This window comes from Pseudomonas sp. Leaf129 (assembly GCF_001423465.1).
GTDB classification, from domain to species: domain Bacteria; phylum Pseudomonadota; class Gammaproteobacteria; order Pseudomonadales; family Pseudomonadaceae; genus Aquipseudomonas; species Aquipseudomonas coleopterorum.
Window position 1 is genome coordinate 441,349 of record NZ_LMOC01000001.1, and the last position, 16,174, is coordinate 457,522.

Below are 16,174 nucleotides of genomic sequence, written 5' to 3' on the forward strand. Positions count from 1 at the left end.
AGGGGCACACCGATCAACGCCGACGCACGCCGGCGATGATCGGTGTGCCGCTGTGCGGATCACGCAACAGCTCGCACTTCACGCCGTATAGCCGTTCGATCAATGCCGAGGTCACCACCTCTACCGGTGGGCCTTCGGCAACGATCCGCCCATCGTGCATGGCCACCAGATGATCGGCGTAGCGGCAGGCGCTGGAAATGTCGTGCACCACCATGACCACGGTCTTGCCGACGGCGGCGAGGTCGCGAATCAGTTCGAACACTTCAATCTGATGGCCCAGATCCAGGGCAGACGTCGGCTCGTCCAGCAGGAGCAGAGGTGTGGCCTGGGCGATTGCCATGGCGATCCAGGCGCGTTGCCGCTGGCCGCCGGACATCGACTCCAGAGGGCGGTCGGCCAGCGCTTGCAGGTCGGCGGCCGCCAGCGCGGCCTCGACGATACGCTGGTCGTGCTCGGACCACTGGCGCAGCAGGCCCTGATGGGGTTGTCGACCGAAGCGAATCAGCTCCTGGACCGTCAAACCATCGGGCGCCGAAGCGTCCTGAGGCAACAGGGCCAGGCGCTGGGCGACCTGGCGGGTCGGCAGGCGGGCGATGTCCCGGCCGTCGAGTACTACCGCGCCGTGGGTGGCTCTATGCAGCCGACAGAGACCGGCGAGCAGGGTCGACTTGCCGCATCCATTGGGGCCGACGATGGCGGTGACCTGATGGCTGGGGACGTCCAGGGAAAGGCGCTCGATCACGGATGTGCGGCCATAGCCCAGGCTCAGGTCCCGCGCGTTCAGGCGGGCAGGTTCAGCGTTGGCATCCAGCAGGGCCGGGTCCAGACTCATGGGGTGCTCCGTACGGGTTGGCGGATCAGGATCCACAGCAGATAGGGGCCGCCGATGACGGCGGTGACGATGCCCACCGGGATTTCCACCGGCGCCAGGACGGTGCGGCCGCTCCAGTCGGCGCAGACCATGAGCAGGGCGCCGGCCAGCCCGGCATTGACGACAGCGACGCCGCGGTGTCCGGACAGGTAGCGCGCCATCTCTGGCGCAGCCAGCGCGATCAGTCCGACTGGCCCGACCACGGCCACGGCCAAGCCGGTCAGCAGGACCGTCAGGGCCAGGGTCAGCAGGCGCACCCGTGCTACGTCGATGCCCAGGCCGCGGGCAACGCTGTCGTTGAAGCGCAAGGTGGCCAGTGCCCGGTTCAGCCCTTTCGCGCAGGGAATTGCCAACAGCACCGCAATGCCCAGCACCTGCACCGCCAGCCATGGTCGGGCGCTGAGGCTGCCGACGGTCCAGGGGTAGGCCTGGTTGGCGCTGTCGAGGTCGGTGCGCGCGAGCATCAGGTTGGTCAGCGCGCCGAACACTGCCCCAACGCCAATGCCCACGACGATGAATCGATACCCCCGTGCGCCGCTGCCGCCGGCCAGGCCGAAGGCCAGCGCGGCGGCGGTCATGGCGCCGATCAGTGCCAGGGCGGGCGGTGCGAGGCTGGTGGGCACGGCCACGATGGAGGCGACGGCGAACGCCGTGGCACCGTCGTCGATGCCAATCACGCCGGGGGTGGCCAGGCGATTGCGCGCCAGCGTCTGCAACAGGCAGCCGGCGATGCCCAGTGCGGCGCCGGTGAACAGCCCGGCCAGCAGTCGCTCCAGCCGCAGTTCGCGGACCAGGAAAACCTGCATCGGCTCACCGACCCCGAACAGGGCGCGCACTGCGGTGATGGCGTCGATGTTGGCTGAACCGCTGGCCAGACTCAGCGCGCCGGCCAGCACCAAGGCAAGGCTCAGGATCAGGCCGGCCAGGCAGGCGCGACGGTCGACCAGCACCGACCAGTTGCCGCTGCGCAGCAGCCAGTGGCCTGGAGGGATCGAGCGCTTCACAGGCGCGGCATCCGCTGTCCGCGAACCACGGCGATCAGAATCGGCGCGCCGATGAACGCGGTGATGACCCCGATGGGCAATTCGTAGGGGCGCACGGTCAGACGCGAAATGATGTCGGCGCTGATCAGCACGCAGGGGCCAAGCAACAAGGCCGGTAACAAGGTGCGGCGGATGTCCGGCCCGACCAGGCGGCGTGCCATGAACGGCACGATCAGGCCGACGAAGCCGATTGGCCCCGCCGCCGCAGTGGCCGTACCCACCAGTATCGCCACGGCAACCAGGGCCCACATACGGGTCAGTTGCGGATGGTGGCCTAGCCCGGCGGCCACGCGCTCGCCCAAGGCCAGGCTGGCCAGTGGCCGAATGGCCGGAAGCAACAGCAGCAATCCGCCGATCACACCGGGCAGGCTCCAGAGCAGGGTGTCGCCGGAGCGACCGGCGAGGGCGCCGATCACCCAGAAGCGGATTTCGTCGGCACTGCGCTGATCGTGCAGCAGGATCAGCGAAGTCAAGGCTGCCAGCAGGCTACTGAACGCCGCGCCTGCCAGTACCAGCCGCACCGGGTCGTCGCCCAGGCTGCCGACGCGGCTGACCAGCAGCACCAGCGCACAGCCCACCAGCGCGCCGGCGACGGCAACGCCGAGGTTGACCGTGGCCGAGCTCGCGCCCAGAGCTACGGCGATCACCACGGCCAGCGAAGCGCCGGCACTGACCCCGAGCATGCCTGGCTCAGCCAGGGGGTTGCGCGTGGTCGCCTGCAGCACGATACCCGCCGCACCCAGCGCGGCACCGACCAGCAGGCCGAGCAGGGTTCGCGGCCAACGCAGCTGGAACAGCACGAAGCGCTCCTCGCTGCTGCCCTGGCCCAACAAGGTGCACAGCGCACGCCAGGGCCCGGTGTCGCCGGCCCCCAACAGCAGGCTCGCCAGCATGGCTAGTGCCAGCAGGGCGGCACACTGATACACCCTCCAGCGGTAGCGGTGGACCAGGGTTGGCGCGGGCAGGGTGTGGGTCATGAACAGAACCGGGCTCAGGGCGCGAGGATGCGTTGCAGGTCGTCCAGCACCTTGTGCGCGGCCAATGGCCCCGACCCGCTGGCCCAGACCTGACCGTCGACGGTCGCCACATGGTTATGCCGCACGGCGGACAGACGCGTGAACGCCGGTTGCTGGCGTGCCGCTTCCAGAGCGCTGGCACCGTCGGCGTTCAGGCTGGCGACGAACAGCCAGTCGGCGTCGATCCGGCTCAGGTTTTCCAGGCTGAGGACATCGCTGTGCGGCCCTTTCAGGCCGTTGGCCAGTTCGGTGGTCTGCAACCCTACCTTGTGCAGCATCTGTCCGACGAAGATCCTGCCGGACATGGCGATCGGGCCTTGGGGGTTCCAGCGCACCACAGAGATTCGCTGATCGGCGGGCAGACGCGCCTTGAGCTCGGCGGCGCGCTGGTCGATGGCGGCGAGCACCTGCTGGCCTTGCGCCTGACGATCCAGGGCCAGCGCATAGAACGCGGTGGTGGCCTGCCAGTCGTTCATGCTCGAGTTCTTCGACGCCACTGTCGGCGCGATGCGGCTATAGGTGGCGAACAGTTCCTGACTGACGCCGGCGGGCGCCAGGATCAGGTCGGGCGCCAGCTTGAGGATCGCCTCCAGATTCGGCGCCCGCGCCGTACCGACGATTTGTGGCTGGCCGGCGCGTTCCTGCAGGTAGGCCGAGACCTGATCGCTGCCGCGGGTTGAAACGGTACCTACCGGTTGCACGCCAACCGCCAGCGCGGCGTCCAGGCTGCTCTCGTCGAGGGTGATCACCCGAGTGGGCGAGCCTTGCAGGGTGACGGCCCCATAGGGCGTGTCGAGGGTGCGTGGTGCGGCCAGCGCCCAGGTGCTGGCGAGCAGGGTGCAGAGCGCGAGGCACAGTGGCTTGAGCATGGTTCAGATCCTTCTTAGAACGAGGTGGTGACGGACGCGAAGTAGGCGCGTCCGGGTTCGTTGTAGGTCTGGGCGCCGGCCGAGCTGGCGCCGCCTTCACGGTATTGGCGCTTGTCGAACAGATTGATCACGCCGACCCGCACACTCAAATGTTCGTTGAACGCATAGCCGCTGCTCAGCCCGGCAATCGCGTAGGGAGCGACGTCTTTCTGGGCCAGGTCGTCGTAGACCGCACCGGTACGGGTATTGAGCGATGGCGCTTCCTGCTTGCCGAACCAGGTGGCATTGGCCTGGAACGACAGTTTTTCGCTGGCCTGCCAGTCCAGAGTGGTGTTGAGGGTGTACTTGGGGATCACGCTGAGCGGCTCCCCGGTATCACGGTTCTCGGACTCGATCATGTAGGTCAGGTTGGTGTTCCAGTCCAGCTCGGGGGTGAGGGTGATGAACAGATTGCCTTCCACGCCCTCGACCACCGCCTTGCCCGAGTTCTCCCATTGCAGCACGCGGGCGCCACTGTTCAGGCGGTGGAGCGGATCGATCCCGCCGACGATCTTGTTCTTGTAGTCATTGCGGAAGTATGTCGCGCTCGTGCGCCAGGTGCCCTTGTCGTAAGCCAGCCCCAGCTCCTTGTTGACGCTGATTTCGGGCACCAGGTTTTCATTGCCCACCAGGTAGCAGCCGCCGTTGTTGGTCTGGGCGATGCTGCAACCCTGGCCACGGCTGTACAGCAGGTAGTTGGGGTTGGACTGGTAGAGGTTGGGCGCCTTGTAGGCACGTGCGATGCCGCCCTTGAGGGTCAGATCGTCGGTCAGCTTGTGCGAGGCGTTCAGGCTGGGGCTGAAGTTGTCGCCGAAGGTCTCGTGGTGGTCGTAGCGCAGGCCCGGGGTGACGATGGTATCGGGCGTCGCCTCGATGTTGTCTTCCACGAACACGGCGAAACTGCGCGCGGTGATCTTGTCGGTGCTGCGGTCCACGCCCAAGGCGCCTGCGGCACCGCCATTGCCGTCGAACGATTGCGAACTGAGGGCGCCAGGGTCGCTCATCGACTCGTACAGGTACTCACCGCCCAGGGTGAGGACCTGATCTGTGCCCCAGCTCAGGGGCAGGTTGACCTCGCTCGCCGCGCGGGTGTTGCGCAACCGTGATTCGAAGCGTCCGGAGCCGTTGGGCGCGCCCTCCGGGCCACCGGCGAGGCCTTCGCGCAGCCGGTTGTTGCGGGTGAAGTCATAGGTCAGGGAGGACTGGCTGCTGCCCCACTCATAGTCGCCGTGGTGGGTGATGCCGAAGCTCGAGCGGTGCAGCACGTTGCTCTCCTTGCCCAGCTGGCTGTTGACGAAGTCGCTGCCGACGTTGTTCATCGTGTCACCGGTGTAGATGTTGCCCTGGCGACTGTAGCTGGCTTCCAGGTCCACGGTGTTCTCGGGGTCGAGCTTCCAGCTCAGCAGGCCGTTGACGTCCTTGTTGCGTACGCCTTCGCGACCGGCGACCAGCGAGCCGGGATCGGCCTGGTAGCTGCTGTTGATGTCGGCGTCGTCGGCATCGGTCTTGTTCGCGCTGCCATACACACGGAAGATCAGATCATCGGTCAGCGGTCCGCTGAGGTTGAAGTTGGCCCGCTTGCCGGCGCCCTCGGCGCTGTCTTCGGGTTGCAGGGCGTAGACGGTCATCGACCCGTGCATTTCGTCGGTCGGCCGTTTGGTGATGATGTTGACCACGCCGCCCATGGCCCCGGAGCCATAGCGCGCTGCGGCCGGACCCCGGAGGATCTCGACGCGTTCGACTTCCTCGGCCGGTACCCAGTTGGTTTCGCCACGGGTGTCGCGGTCGCCGTTCCAGCCGTAGCGCACGGCATTGCGCGACGAGGACGGCTTGCCGTCGATGAGGATCAGGGTGTTCTCCGGGCCCATGCCGCGCAGGTCGATCTGGCGGTTGTTGCCGCGGTTGCCGCTGGCGCTGTTGCCGGTCAGGTTGACACCCGGCTCGCGACGAATGATTTCCGACAGGTCGTTGGTGGGCGGGCGCTTCTTGATGTCCTCGGCGGTGATGATCGACACCCCGGGTGCCTGCTTGAGCTCCTGCGCGGCGGTTCCCAGAATCCGGGTTTCCTCCAGCTGCAAGGCCTGCTCACTGCCATCCACGGGCAGGTCGGTAGGTTGAACCGGGATACGCTGGGAATTCGTGGATGCCGATTCGGCAAAAGTCGGGGGTGCAAGCGCGGCCAGCAAGGCGACGGACAGGTGGCTCAGGTTCAAGCGCATCGGGGCTCTCCAGCAATTCAGTGGCGTGACGAGAGCGACCGGGAAGGGGAAGAGCTATGGAGCAGCTATGGTCCGGAGCGCTCGACACGAGGTGCGAGCGCAGATGATATGTTTTCGCATTTGAGAGTAAAGCGCATTTACAATCTATACAGTTTGTCTGTAACTAGATGTAAATGACGCTGCAAAGCGATTGATCGAGGCTTCGACGATGTGGTTGCCGACACACCGGTTGCACCGATAATCGCTGCCGCGTCTATTTTGGAATGGGTCGAACGTCCTGAATCACGGCATTGCCACGCCTGACCAGCACAAAGCTGTCACCCATCTGCACCCATTGGCTGTCGATGTCCGGTTGCTTGAGGCCGGCAGCCTTCCAGCCCGTGAAGGCCGATTCAGGGAGGGCATAGTTGGGCGGAACACGGTCGCCTTTGCTCAGCGAAACCATCTGCGCACCGGTGCCGGGCGCTTGCAGGACTTCGATGGCGAAGGTGGCGGTCGACGCAGCCGTCAACAGTGCGCCCGTGATGCACAGCGAAGCGAATAGGGTGCGGCGCATCGGCAGAGCTCCCGAATAATTGGCGGTGAGCCATTGTCGCCCCATTCGCCACGCACGGCCAGTGCGCGGCGAGGGAGCACGGGTCAGTCTCGAGCCAGGGCCAGGGCAACGCCTTGGCCACCACCGATGCACAGGGTTGCCAGACCCTTGCGGGCGTCGCGGCGCAGCATCTCGTGCAGCAAGGTCACCAGAACCCGGCAACCCGAAGCACCGATCGGGTGACCCAGGGCTATGGCACCGCCATTGACGTTGACCTTGCTCGCGTCCCACCCCAGGACCTGGCCCACCGACAGCGCCTGGGCGGCAAAGGCTTCGTTGGCCTCGATCAGGTCCAGTTGGTCCAGGCTCCAGCCGGCCTTTTCAAGGCAGCGGCGCGTCGCCGACACCGGGGCGATGCCCATCACCGCCGGATCGACGCCGGCATTGGCGTAGGCAGCGATGCGCGCGAGCACCGGCAGGCCCAGCGCTTGCGCCTTGGCCGCACTCATCAGCAGGACCGCGGCGGCGCCGTCGTTGAGCGACGACGCATTGCCAGCCGTCACGCTGCCATCGGGCTTGAAGGCGGGCTTGAGCTTGCCCAAGGTTTGCGCGGTGGTGCCGGCGCGGGGCTGCTCGTCGATCGTGAAGGGCAGGGGGTCGCCCTTGCGCTGCGGCACGTCGATGGGCGTGATCTCGGCGGTGAAGCGACCTGCCTCGATGGCCGCCACGGCCTTTTGCTGGGACTGCGCCGCGAAGGCATCCTGCGCTTCTCGGCTGATGCCGTATTGTTCGGCGAGGTTTTCCGCAGTGATGCCCATGTGGTAGTCGTTGAAGGCGTCCCACAGGCCGTCCTTGATCATGCTGTCGACCAGGGGCGCGTTGCCCATGCGCAGCCCAGTACGGGCCGCTGGCAATACGTAGGGCGCCAGGCTCATGTTTTCCATGCCACCGGCAATCACCACCTCGGCATCGCCGCAACGAATGGCCTGGGTCGCCAGGTGCACGGCCTTGAGCCCCGAACCGCAGACCTTGTTCAGCGTCATGGCCGGTACCGCGCTGGGCAGGCCGGCAAACAGGGCCGCCTGACGCGCCGGGTTCTGCCCGGCACCGGCCGTGAGCACCTGCCCCAGAATCACTTCGTCGACCTGCGCCGGGTCCAGGCCGGTCTGTGCAAGCAGCCGGCGAATCACCGCGGCGCCCAGTTCGACGGCGGGCACGCTCGCCAGTGAACCCTGGAAACTGCCTACGGCAGTGCGTGTGGCGGCAACGATAACGACGTCTTGCATGAAGGAGTCCTCGGTAGGTGGGCCAGTGGCCTTGTTCTTGTGGGGCGCGGACAGCGCACGACGTACCGGAAATACAGCGACGGCACAGGGCGATTGTCGGCCCTGTGCACTGATTTGATAAGTTGCATTTTCAAACGGGTTGATAAGCAAAGCGGAACAATGATGAAGACGGCCGCCGCGATCAGCCGCCGGTCATGTTCATGAAACGCACCACCTGCACATCGTCGTCAAGGCGGAAGTTGTGGCTCCATGGCTTGAGCTGCATGGCCTTGATGATTGCCTGTTCGAGCACTTCCGGCTGGCCGGGATGCTCGCGCAGCACCTGCTTGAGGTCTGCCGAATGCTCGTTCCCCAGGCACAGCAGCAGCCGGCCTTCGACGGTCAGGCGCACTCGGTTGCAGGTCGCGCAGAAATTGTGGCTGTGCGGCGAGATGAAGCCGATGCGAGTGCCTGGCGCCTGAGGAATGCGCCAGTAGCGCGACGGGCCTTGGGTGGAATCGGTGGACGGCAGCAATTCGTAGCGTTCGGCGAGCCGTGCGCGGACCTGCTCGCTGGAGTAGAAGGCCTCGGCGCGGCTGTGCTCGCTGATCGCACCCAGGGGCATTTCCTCGATGAAGGAAATGTCCAGGCCGCGCTCGATGGCGAAGGCCACCAGATCGACGACTTCGTCATCGTTGCGGCCCTGCATGACCACGCAGTTGAGCTTGGTATGGCGGAAACCGGCAGCATTGGCCGCGTCGATGCCGGCGATCACCTTGTCCAGGTCGCCGGTACGGGTGAGTTCGCGGAAACGTGCCGGGTCGAGGCTGTCCAGGCTGATGTTCAGGCGCTTGAGCCCGGCGTCGAACAACGGCTGGGCCAAGGTCGCCAGCTGCGAACCGTTGGTGGTCATGCACAGTTCCTGAAGGCCGGGCAGGGCGGCGATGCGTCGGCACAGATCGACGATGCCCGAACGCACCAGGGGTTCGCCCCCGGTCAGGCGGATCTTGCGCGTGCCCAGGGCGACGAAGCTGGCTGCCACCTGTTCGAGCTCTTCGAGGCTGAGGATCTGTTTGCGCGGCAGAAACGTCATGTCTTCGGCCATGCAGTACACGCAGCGGAAATCACAGCGGTCAGTAACCGACAGTCTCAGGTAATCGACTTTGCGGGCGAAGCCATCGTGCAGGGTGCGCTCAGGGGTGTGCATCAGGGGTACCAATAAAGGGCATGACCATTTCGACTGCCAACGCCGCACAGGCGTTGCAAAAAAAATGCAGACCTTGAAGGTACGCGCCACACCGGGGTCAAGCCAATCGCTTTTTTCAATGCGCCCATCGACAAGGTCGATGAGCGCCCCCGGTGCGGATACCGATCAGGGCATCTGCGGCAGCTCGTTCGGGCGCAAGTCGAACACCAGCACCTCGGCATCGACCCCGTTGGCCAACTGCAGCACGGTTTCCTGCCGCAGGCGCACGCCATCCCCTTCGGTCAGGCGCTGGCCGTTGAGTTCGACACTGCCGGTGGCCACATGCACATAGGCGTAGCGGTTGGCCGCAAGCGTAAGCGTGGCCTGTTCCTCGCTATCGAACAACCCGGCATAGACCCGCGCATCCTGGCGGACATGCAACGAGCCTTCGGCGCCATCGGGCGAGATGATCAACTGCAGGCGGCCGCGTTTCTGCTCGGCGGAAAAGTGCTCCTGCTGATAGCGCGGCTTGGTGCCTGCCGCTTCGGGCACGATCCAGATCTGCAGAAAGTGCACGGGATCGACGTCGCTGTGGTTGAACTCGCTGTGGGCGACGCCGTGGCCCGCGCTCATCAGCTGCACATCGCCGGGGCGAATCACCGAGCCGGTACCCAGGGTGTCCTTGTGCGCCAGTGCGCCTTCCAGCACGTAGGAGAAGATCTCCATGTCGCGGTGCGGGTGCTGACCGAAGCCCTTGCCGGCGCTGACGCGGTCGTCGTTGATCACCAGCAGGTCGGAGAAGCCCTGTTCCTGAGGGTTGCGGTAATGCCCGAAGGAAAAGGTATGGAAGGATTGCAGCCAGCCGTGGTTGGCGATACCGCGATCCGAGGCTTTGCGAAGTGCGAGCATGACGTTCTCCCGAGTGAAGGTGCCCAGCGGTGGAAATGCTGTGCGATGGATCAAGAGTATGCGTTCTTCGCAAGAGGATAAATCCGTCAAAGCGGTCAGGACTGTCGCGCTGAAGTTGACAGTGAACCGTGGTGCATTTCGTGATGCCTGTAGGGGGCCGGTTATAAGCTAATGCTGCATAGTTATAAATGGCTATAACAGAAGTTGATATCCTGCCGCCCGGCTACCGCTCCCGCGATGCTGAATCTGATGTGTAGGACGTAAGAATGGAAGTAGGTACCTGGGGTTTCACCATTGCCGGATTGGTCGTCGGCTTCATCGTCGGCATGACGGGCGTCGGCGGCGGCTCACTGATGACGCCGATTCTGCTCTGGTTTGGCATCAATCCAGCCACGGCGGTCGGCACCGATCTGTTGTACGCGGCCATCACCAAGGCCAGTGGCGTCTGGGTCCATGGACGCAACAAGAACATCGACTGGAAGATCACCGGCTGGCTGGCGCTGGGCAGCGTGCCCGCGGCAGCGTTCGTGCTCTGGTACCTGAAAAGCCTGAATGCCGAACCGCAGGCCATGGGCGTGGTGATCAAGCAGGCGCTGGCGGTCGTGCTGTTCCTGACGGCGTTGGCGATCCTGTTCAAGAAACGTCTGCAAGCCCTGGCCAGCCGCCATGCCGGGGATCGCTACAACCTCAGCCCGAAGACCCTCAACGCGCTTACTGTGGTAACTGGTGTCGTGCTCGGAGTGATGGTCTCGCTGACCTCGATCGGCGCCGGTGCCTTGGGGACGGTGGCGTTGTTCATGCTGTATCCGTTCCTGGCGACCCGACGGCTGGTGGGCACCGAAATCGCCCATGCCGTGCCATTGACTCTGGTCGCGGGCATGGGGCATGCCAGCATGGGTAACATGGACTGGTCATTGCTCGGGCATTTGCTGCTCGGCTCGCTGCCGGGGATCTACTTGGGTAGCCATCTGTCCGGGCGGGTTTCGGACGGTATCCTGCGGCCCTGCCTGGCGGTGATGCTGCTGTTGATCGGTTACAAGCTTGCCTTCTAAGCTCACTGACGCAGGCCTATGGGGAGGACAGACATGGTGAACGCCATCGACATCCGTCCGGCAGCGCCGGACCAGATACCCGCGGTTCTCGACTATGTCATGGCCGCCAGGGCCTCGATCTTCCCGCAGCTGGACGCCACCCAGGTGCCGCACGATCTGGCCCGCTTCGACGAGGTGTACCTGGCTTCGAACCAGGGCTGTTTTCTGCTCGCCTGGCAGGAAGGTCGCATCGTCGGCGCCATCGGCTACCTGCCCTATGACCAGCGCTTCAGCCAGCTGCAATTGACGGCCAGGGACACGGTCGAGGTGGTCAGGCTGTTCGTCTCGCCGAGCTGCCGGGGCGCCGGGGTTGCCAGGGCGCTGTACGCAGCGCTGCTGGCGCAGGCGCGCCGGGCTGGTGTGGCCACGTTGTATCTGCACACCCATCCGTTCCTGCCCGGAGCGATCGCGTTCTGGCAGAAACAGGGCTTCGAGGTGATCGACGTCGAGTCCGATCCCGTCTGGCAGACGACGCACATGTGCCTCTATCTCGGCGCAGCGTCGAACAGGTCCACGCCTGCTTCAAGCTGAACCAACGGCCATGGGCGCCGGTCGGTGATAGACACACCGACAGCCAAGGAGCTCCCATGAAGCCCTATGTAATCTGCCACATGATGTCCTCCGTCGACGGTCATGCCCTCACCGACGGCTGGGCCCGGCCGTTCAAGAACGCCGCCGGCGAGCTGTACGAGCGCTTGGCTAAACAGTTCGACTTCGACGCCTGGGCCTGCGGGCGCGTGACGATGCAGGAAATCGCTCACGACGAGGGGTATCCGTCCGGCCTGGCCAAGGGGCCGATCGAGCGGGCGCATCATTTCGCCGATCGCTCGGCGAGTGCCTACGCCATTTCCATCGACCCCCAGGGCAAGGTCGGCTGGAAGTCCAACACGGCGTTGGAGTCACACATCGTCGAAGTGCTCACCGAAGCGGTCAGCGACGACTATCTGGCCTATCTCCAATCGATCCAGGTGTCTTACATCTTCGCCGGCAAGGACTCCCTCGACCTGCATCAGGTGGTGGATATCCTTGGCCGGGAATTGGGCATCAAGCGCTTGGTCGTCGAAGGCGGCCCCCACGTCAGTGGCTCGTTCGTCAACGCCGGGCTGGTCGACGAGATCAGTGTCCTCCTGTTGCCGTTGGTGGATGGCCGGGGCGAGCATCCGGCGTCGTTCGAGATCGATGCCAAGCAGTGGCAGCAGCCGACCTACCTGACCCTCGACAGCGCCGAGGTGCAAGAGGGCGGCGCGGTGTGGCTGCGTTACCGGCAGCAGGAGCAGCCCACCGCCTAAGTTCCTGACACAGGTTCAAGCGAGGGTCTGCGCGGGCACCCTGACCCAGCCTTCCATCAGGACCCGCGCACTGCGGCTCATGATCGCCTTGGTGACTTGCCACTGGCCATCCAGCTGGTTGGCTTCGGCGCCCACGCGCAGGGTGCCGGAGGGATGGCCGAAGCACACCGTACTGCGCACGCCACCGCCCGCCGCGCGGTTGACCACAGTCCCGGGAATCGCTGCGGCGGTGCCGATGGCCACCGCCGCGGTGCCCATCATGGCGTGGTGCAGTTTGCCCATCGACATGGCCCGCACCGTCAGGTCGATATCGGCCGCAGCCACCGGCTTGCCGCTGGAAGCGACGTAGTAGGCTGGGGGCGCGACGAAGGCGACCTTGGGCGTGTGCTGGCGGGTTTGCGCTTCTTCCAGACGCTGGATCAAGCCCATGCGCAATGCCCCGTGGGCGCGGATCGTCTCGAAGCGCGCAAGCGCCTGAGGGTCGCCGTTGATCGCGTCCTGCAACTCGCAGCCGCTGTACCCCAATGCGGCGGCATCGATGAATATGGTCGGGATGCCGGCATTGATCATCGTCGCCTCGAACCGGCCCACGCCGGGTACGTCCAGCTCGTCAATCAGCTGCCCGGTGGGAAACATGGCCCCGGCCGCACCGTCGGCCTCGGCCGCCGGATCGAGAAACTCCAGTTGCACTTCGGCGGCCGGGAAGGTCACGCCGTCCAGTTCGAAATCTCCGGTCTCCTGAACCTCGCCGCCGCTCATGGGCACATGGGCAATGATGGTCTTGCCGATGTTGGCCTGCCATACGCGCACCGTGGCGATGCCGTCGTGGGGCACGCGAGCGGGATCGATGAAGCCCTGAGCGATGGCGAACGGGCCGACCGCTGCCGACAGGTTGCCGCAGTTGCCGCTCCAGTCGACGAAGGCGCTGTCGATGGACACCTGACCGAACAGGTAGTCGATGTCGTGCCCCGGCTGGCTGCTGGGGCTGACGATCACCGTCTTGCTGGTGCTCGACGTGGCGCCGCCCATGCCGTCGATCTGCTTGCCATAGGGGTCGGGGCTGCCGATCACCCGCAACAGCAGGGCGTCGCGCGCCGGACCGGGCAGACGCGCCGCTTCGGGCAGGTCGGCAAGGTTGAAGAACACGCCTTTGCTGGTGCCACCGCGCAGGTAGGTGGCGGGGATGCGAAGCTGGGTCATAAGGCAATCCTCAATGGGCGTCGGCCGCGGCGTGGGTGGGTGCAGTCGCCTGCAGGAAGTCCTGTGCGAAGCGTTGCAGCACACCGCCGGCTTCGTAGATCGAGACCTCCTCGGCGGTGTCCAGGCGACAGGTGACCGGCACTTGCACGCGCTCGCCGTTGCGCCGTTCGATGATCAGGGTCAGCCGCGCCTGGGGCGTCAACCGGCCAACCACGTCGAACACCTCGGTGCCATCGATGCCCAGGGTCTTGCGGTCCGTGCCCGCGTCGAACTGCAACGGCAGCACGCCCATGCCCACCAGGTTGGTGCGGTGGATACGCTCGAAGCCCTCGGCGGCGATCGCTTCCACCCCGGCCAGACGAACACCCTTGGCCGCCCAGTCCCGTGAGGAACCCTGGCCATAGTCGGCCCCGGCGATGATGATCAGCGGCTGCTTGCGCTGCATGTAGGTCTCGATGGCTTCCCACATACGCATGACCTGGCCTTCGGGTTCCAGGCGCGCGAGCGAGCCCTGGCGGACCTTGCCGTTCTCCACCACCATTTCGTTGAACAGCTTGGGGTTGGCGAACGTCGCCCGTTGCGCGGTCAGGTGATCGCCGCGGTGGGTGGCGTAGGAGTTGAAGTCTTCTTCGGGCAGGCCCATTTTCGCCAGGTATTCACCGGCGGCGCTGTCGAGCATGATCGCGTTGGAGGGCGACAGGTGATCGGTGGTGATGTTGTCCGGCAGCACCGCCAGCGGGCGCATGCCCTTGAGCGTGCGCTCGCCGGCCAGGGCACCTTCCCAGTACGGCGGACGACGGATGTAGGTGCTCGCCGGGCGCCAGTCATACAGCGGCGCGACTTTCGGTCCGTGGTCCTCGTGCACGGCGAACATGGGGATGTACACCTGGCGGAACTGTTCGGGTTTCACCGACGATTTGACCACTGCGTTGACTTCCTCGTCGCTGGGCCAGATGTCTTTGAGGCGGATGGGCTGACCCTGCGGGTCGAGGCCGAGCACGTCTTTTTCGATGTCGAAACGAATGGTGCCGGCAATCGCATACGCCACCACCAGCGGCGGCGAGGCCAGGAAGGCCTGACGGGCATAGGGGTGGATACGTCCGTCGAAATTGCGATTGCCCGAGAGCACCGCAGTGGCGTACAGGTCGCGCTCGATGATCTCTTGCTGGATCACCGGGTCGAGCGCGCCGGACATGCCGTTGCAGGTGGTGCACGCGAAGGCCACGATGCCGAAGCCCAGGGTCTCCAGTTCCTCGCTCAGCCCAGCTTCGTCCAGGTACAGGGCCACGGTTTTCGAGCCCGGTGCCAGGGACGATTTGACCCAGGGCTTGCGGGTCAGGCCCAGGCGGTTGGCATTGCGCGCCAGCAAGCCGGCAGCGATGACGTTGCGGGGATTGCTGGTGTTGGTGCAACTGGTAATGGCGGCGATGATTACCGCGCCGTCCGGCATCTGCCCGGGCACTTCGCTCCAGGGGCCGGCGATGCCCTGGGCCGTCAAGTCGCTCGTAGCGATGCGCGCATGCGGGTTGCTCGGCCCGGCCATGTTGCGTACGACACCGGACAGATCGAAGCTCAGGTCGCGCTCATAGACAGCGTCGTCCAGGCTGTCGGCCCACAGGCCGGTCAGGCGCGCATAGTCTTCGACCAGTTGCACCTGCTGCTCTTCGCGGCCGGTGAGGCGCAGGTAGTCGATGGTCTGCTGGTCGATCGCGAACATCGCCGCCGTGGCGCCGTATTCCGGGGCCATGTTGGAGAGGGTGGCGCGGTCGCCCAGGGTCAGGGCACGTGCGCCTTCACCGAAGAACTCCAGGTACGCACCCACCACTTTCTGCTGACGCAGGTACTGGGTCAGGGACAGCACCATGTCGGTGGCGGTGATGCCCGGCTGCAATTGGCCAGTCAGCTTGACCCCGACAATTTCGGGCAGGCGCATCCACGACGCGCGACCGAGCATGACGCTCTCAGCCTCCAGGCCGCCCACGCCGATGGCCACCACGCCCAGCGCGTCGACATGGGGGGTATGGCTATCGGTGCCGACACAGGTGTCGGGAAAGGCAACGCCTTCGCGGACCTGGATCACCGGCGACATTTTCTCCAGGTTGATCTGGTGCATGATGCCGTTGCCCGGCGGAATGACGTCGACGTTCTTGAACGCCTTGCGCGTCCAGTCGATGAAGTGGAAGCGGTCTTCGTTGCGACGGTCTTCGATGGCGCGGTTTTTCTCGAACGCCTGCGGATCGAAGCCGGCGCTTTCCACGGCCAGCGAATGGTCGACGATCAGCTGCGTCGGGACCACCGGATTGACCAGCGCCGGGTCACCGCCCTGTGAGGCGATGGCGTCACGCAGGCCGGCCAGGTCGACCAGGGCGGTCTGGCCGAGGATGTCGTGGCACACCACTCGCGCCGGGTACCAGGGGAAGTCCAGGTCACGCTTGCGTTCGATCAACTGGCGCAGGGAGGCGTCCAGGGTGGCGGGGTCGCAACGGCGCACCAGGTTTTCCGCCAATACGCGGGAGGTGTACGGCAGGGTGGCGTAGGCGCCGGGCTGGAGGGCTTCGACGGCTTCTCGGGCGTCGTAATAGTCCAGCGGCGAGTTGGGTAATGGCTTGCGGTGTTGTGTGTTCATCAGGTCGGCTCACGGT

General features: G+C 65.4%; 14 protein-coding genes. 3 read left to right on the plus strand and 11 right to left on the minus strand.

Going from position 1 to position 16,174, the window contains the following annotated elements:
• Positions 1 to 13 precede the first annotated feature (13 nt).
• From ASF66_RS02000 to ASF66_RS02040, 9 genes are all read right to left on the minus strand, one after another.
• Positions 14 to 832 (minus strand): ABC transporter ATP-binding protein, encoded by an 819-nt coding sequence (locus tag ASF66_RS02000; protein ID WP_056842499.1) that lies wholly within the window; start codon positions 830 to 832, stop codon positions 14 to 16.
• On the minus strand, positions 829 to 1,875 hold the full coding sequence (locus ASF66_RS02005) for a FecCD family ABC transporter permease (protein WP_056842500.1): 1,047 nt from the start codon (positions 1,873 to 1,875) through the stop codon (positions 829 to 831). Before ASF66_RS02005 ends, ASF66_RS02000 begins: the two co-directional genes overlap by 4 nt.
• The gene (locus ASF66_RS02010) at positions 1,872 to 2,891 is read right to left on the minus strand and encodes a FecCD family ABC transporter permease (protein ID WP_056842501.1); all 1,020 of its coding nucleotides are present in this window, start codon (positions 2,889 to 2,891) and stop codon (positions 1,872 to 1,874) included. Before ASF66_RS02010 ends, ASF66_RS02005 begins: the two co-directional genes overlap by 4 nt.
• Positions 2,892 to 2,905: 14 nt before the next feature.
• Positions 2,906 to 3,799 carry an ABC transporter substrate-binding protein gene (locus ASF66_RS02015; protein WP_056842502.1) on the minus strand — a complete coding sequence of 298 codons (894 nt, stop codon included), beginning with the start codon at positions 3,797 to 3,799 and terminating at the stop codon, positions 2,906 to 2,908.
• Positions 3,800 to 3,813: 14 nt separating this feature from the next.
• Complete coding sequence (locus ASF66_RS02020) at positions 3,814 to 6,057, minus strand: FepA family TonB-dependent siderophore receptor (protein ID WP_056842503.1); 2,244 nt, start codon at positions 6,055 to 6,057, stop codon at positions 3,814 to 3,816.
• A gap of 253 nt (positions 6,058 to 6,310) precedes the next feature.
• Positions 6,311 to 6,613, minus strand: coding sequence for an RcnB family protein (locus ASF66_RS02025; RefSeq protein ID WP_056842504.1), 303 nt, complete (start codon positions 6,611 to 6,613; stop codon positions 6,311 to 6,313).
• 83 nt (positions 6,614 to 6,696) lie between these two features.
• Positions 6,697 to 7,878 (minus strand): acetyl-CoA C-acetyltransferase, encoded by a 1,182-nt coding sequence (locus tag ASF66_RS02030; RefSeq protein ID WP_056842505.1) that lies wholly within the window; start codon positions 7,876 to 7,878, stop codon positions 6,697 to 6,699.
• A 181-nt stretch (positions 7,879 to 8,059) separates the two neighbouring features.
• A complete protein-coding gene (gene moaA / locus ASF66_RS02035; RefSeq protein WP_056842506.1) occupies positions 8,060 to 9,064 on the minus strand; it encodes a GTP 3',8-cyclase MoaA in 1,005 nt (334 codons plus the stop codon).
• Positions 9,065 to 9,229: 165 nt separating this feature from the next.
• Positions 9,230 to 9,952 (minus strand): pirin family protein, encoded by a 723-nt coding sequence (locus ASF66_RS02040; RefSeq protein WP_056842507.1) that lies wholly within the window; start codon positions 9,950 to 9,952, stop codon positions 9,230 to 9,232.
• 266 nt (positions 9,953 to 10,218) lie between these two features.
• Here ASF66_RS02040 and ASF66_RS02045 point away from each other — a divergent pair, with 266 nt between their 5' ends.
• The 3 genes from ASF66_RS02045 to ASF66_RS02055 are packed head-to-tail and all read left to right on the plus strand — an operon-like array spanning position 10,219 to position 12,332.
• Positions 10,219 to 11,004 (plus strand): sulfite exporter TauE/SafE family protein, encoded by a 786-nt coding sequence (locus tag ASF66_RS02045; protein ID WP_056842508.1) that lies wholly within the window; start codon positions 10,219 to 10,221, stop codon positions 11,002 to 11,004.
• 33 nt (positions 11,005 to 11,037) lie between these two features.
• The gene (locus ASF66_RS02050) at positions 11,038 to 11,574 is read left to right on the plus strand and encodes a GNAT family N-acetyltransferase (RefSeq protein WP_056842509.1); all 537 of its coding nucleotides are present in this window, start codon (positions 11,038 to 11,040) and stop codon (positions 11,572 to 11,574) included.
• Positions 11,575 to 11,630: 56 nt separating this feature from the next.
• Complete coding sequence (locus tag ASF66_RS02055) at positions 11,631 to 12,332, plus strand: dihydrofolate reductase family protein (protein WP_056842510.1); 702 nt, start codon at positions 11,631 to 11,633, stop codon at positions 12,330 to 12,332.
• A 15-nt stretch (positions 12,333 to 12,347) separates the two neighbouring features.
• On the opposite strand, the gene prpF is transcribed toward ASF66_RS02055, so the two are convergent.
• Both prpF and acnD read right to left on the minus strand, forming a co-directional pair.
• Positions 12,348 to 13,532 (minus strand): 2-methylaconitate cis-trans isomerase PrpF, encoded by a 1,185-nt coding sequence (gene prpF, locus ASF66_RS02060; protein ID WP_056842511.1) that lies wholly within the window; start codon positions 13,530 to 13,532, stop codon positions 12,348 to 12,350.
• A 10-nt stretch (positions 13,533 to 13,542) separates the two neighbouring features.
• Positions 13,543 to 16,158, minus strand: coding sequence for a Fe/S-dependent 2-methylisocitrate dehydratase AcnD (gene acnD / locus ASF66_RS02065; RefSeq protein ID WP_056842512.1), 2,616 nt, complete (start codon positions 16,156 to 16,158; stop codon positions 13,543 to 13,545).
• Positions 16,159 to 16,174 lie beyond the last annotated feature (16 nt).

Coding starts and splice junctions, on each gene's coding strand:
- ASF66_RS02000 (WP_056842499.1), bottom strand. CDS start 832: ATGAGTCTGGACCCGGCCCTGCTGGATGCCAACGCTGAACCTGCCCGC.
- ASF66_RS02010 (WP_056842501.1), bottom strand. CDS start 2,891: ATGACCCACACCCTGCCCGCGCCAACCCTGGTCCACCGCTACCGCTGG.
- ASF66_RS02015 (WP_056842502.1), bottom strand. CDS start 3,799: ATGCTCAAGCCACTGTGCCTCGCGCTCTGCACCCTGCTCGCCAGCACC.
- ASF66_RS02020 (WP_056842503.1), bottom strand. CDS start 6,057: ATGCGCTTGAACCTGAGCCACCTGTCCGTCGCCTTGCTGGCCGCGCTT.
- ASF66_RS02025 (WP_056842504.1), bottom strand. CDS start 6,613: ATGCGCCGCACCCTATTCGCTTCGCTGTGCATCACGGGCGCACTGTTG.
- ASF66_RS02030 (WP_056842505.1), bottom strand. CDS start 7,878: ATGCAAGACGTCGTTATCGTTGCCGCCACACGCACTGCCGTAGGCAGT.
- moaA (WP_056842506.1), bottom strand. CDS start 9,064: ATGCACACCCCTGAGCGCACCCTGCACGATGGCTTCGCCCGCAAAGTC.
- ASF66_RS02040 (WP_056842507.1), bottom strand. CDS start 9,952: ATGCTCGCACTTCGCAAAGCCTCGGATCGCGGTATCGCCAACCACGGC.
- ASF66_RS02045 (WP_056842508.1), top strand. CDS start 10,219: ATGGAAGTAGGTACCTGGGGTTTCACCATTGCCGGATTGGTCGTCGGC.
- ASF66_RS02050 (WP_056842509.1), top strand. CDS start 11,038: ATGGTGAACGCCATCGACATCCGTCCGGCAGCGCCGGACCAGATACCC.
- ASF66_RS02055 (WP_056842510.1), top strand. CDS start 11,631: ATGAAGCCCTATGTAATCTGCCACATGATGTCCTCCGTCGACGGTCAT.
- prpF (WP_056842511.1), bottom strand. CDS start 13,532: ATGACCCAGCTTCGCATCCCCGCCACCTACCTGCGCGGTGGCACCAGC.
- acnD (WP_056842512.1), bottom strand. CDS start 16,158: ATGAACACACAACACCGCAAGCCATTACCCAACTCGCCGCTGGACTAT.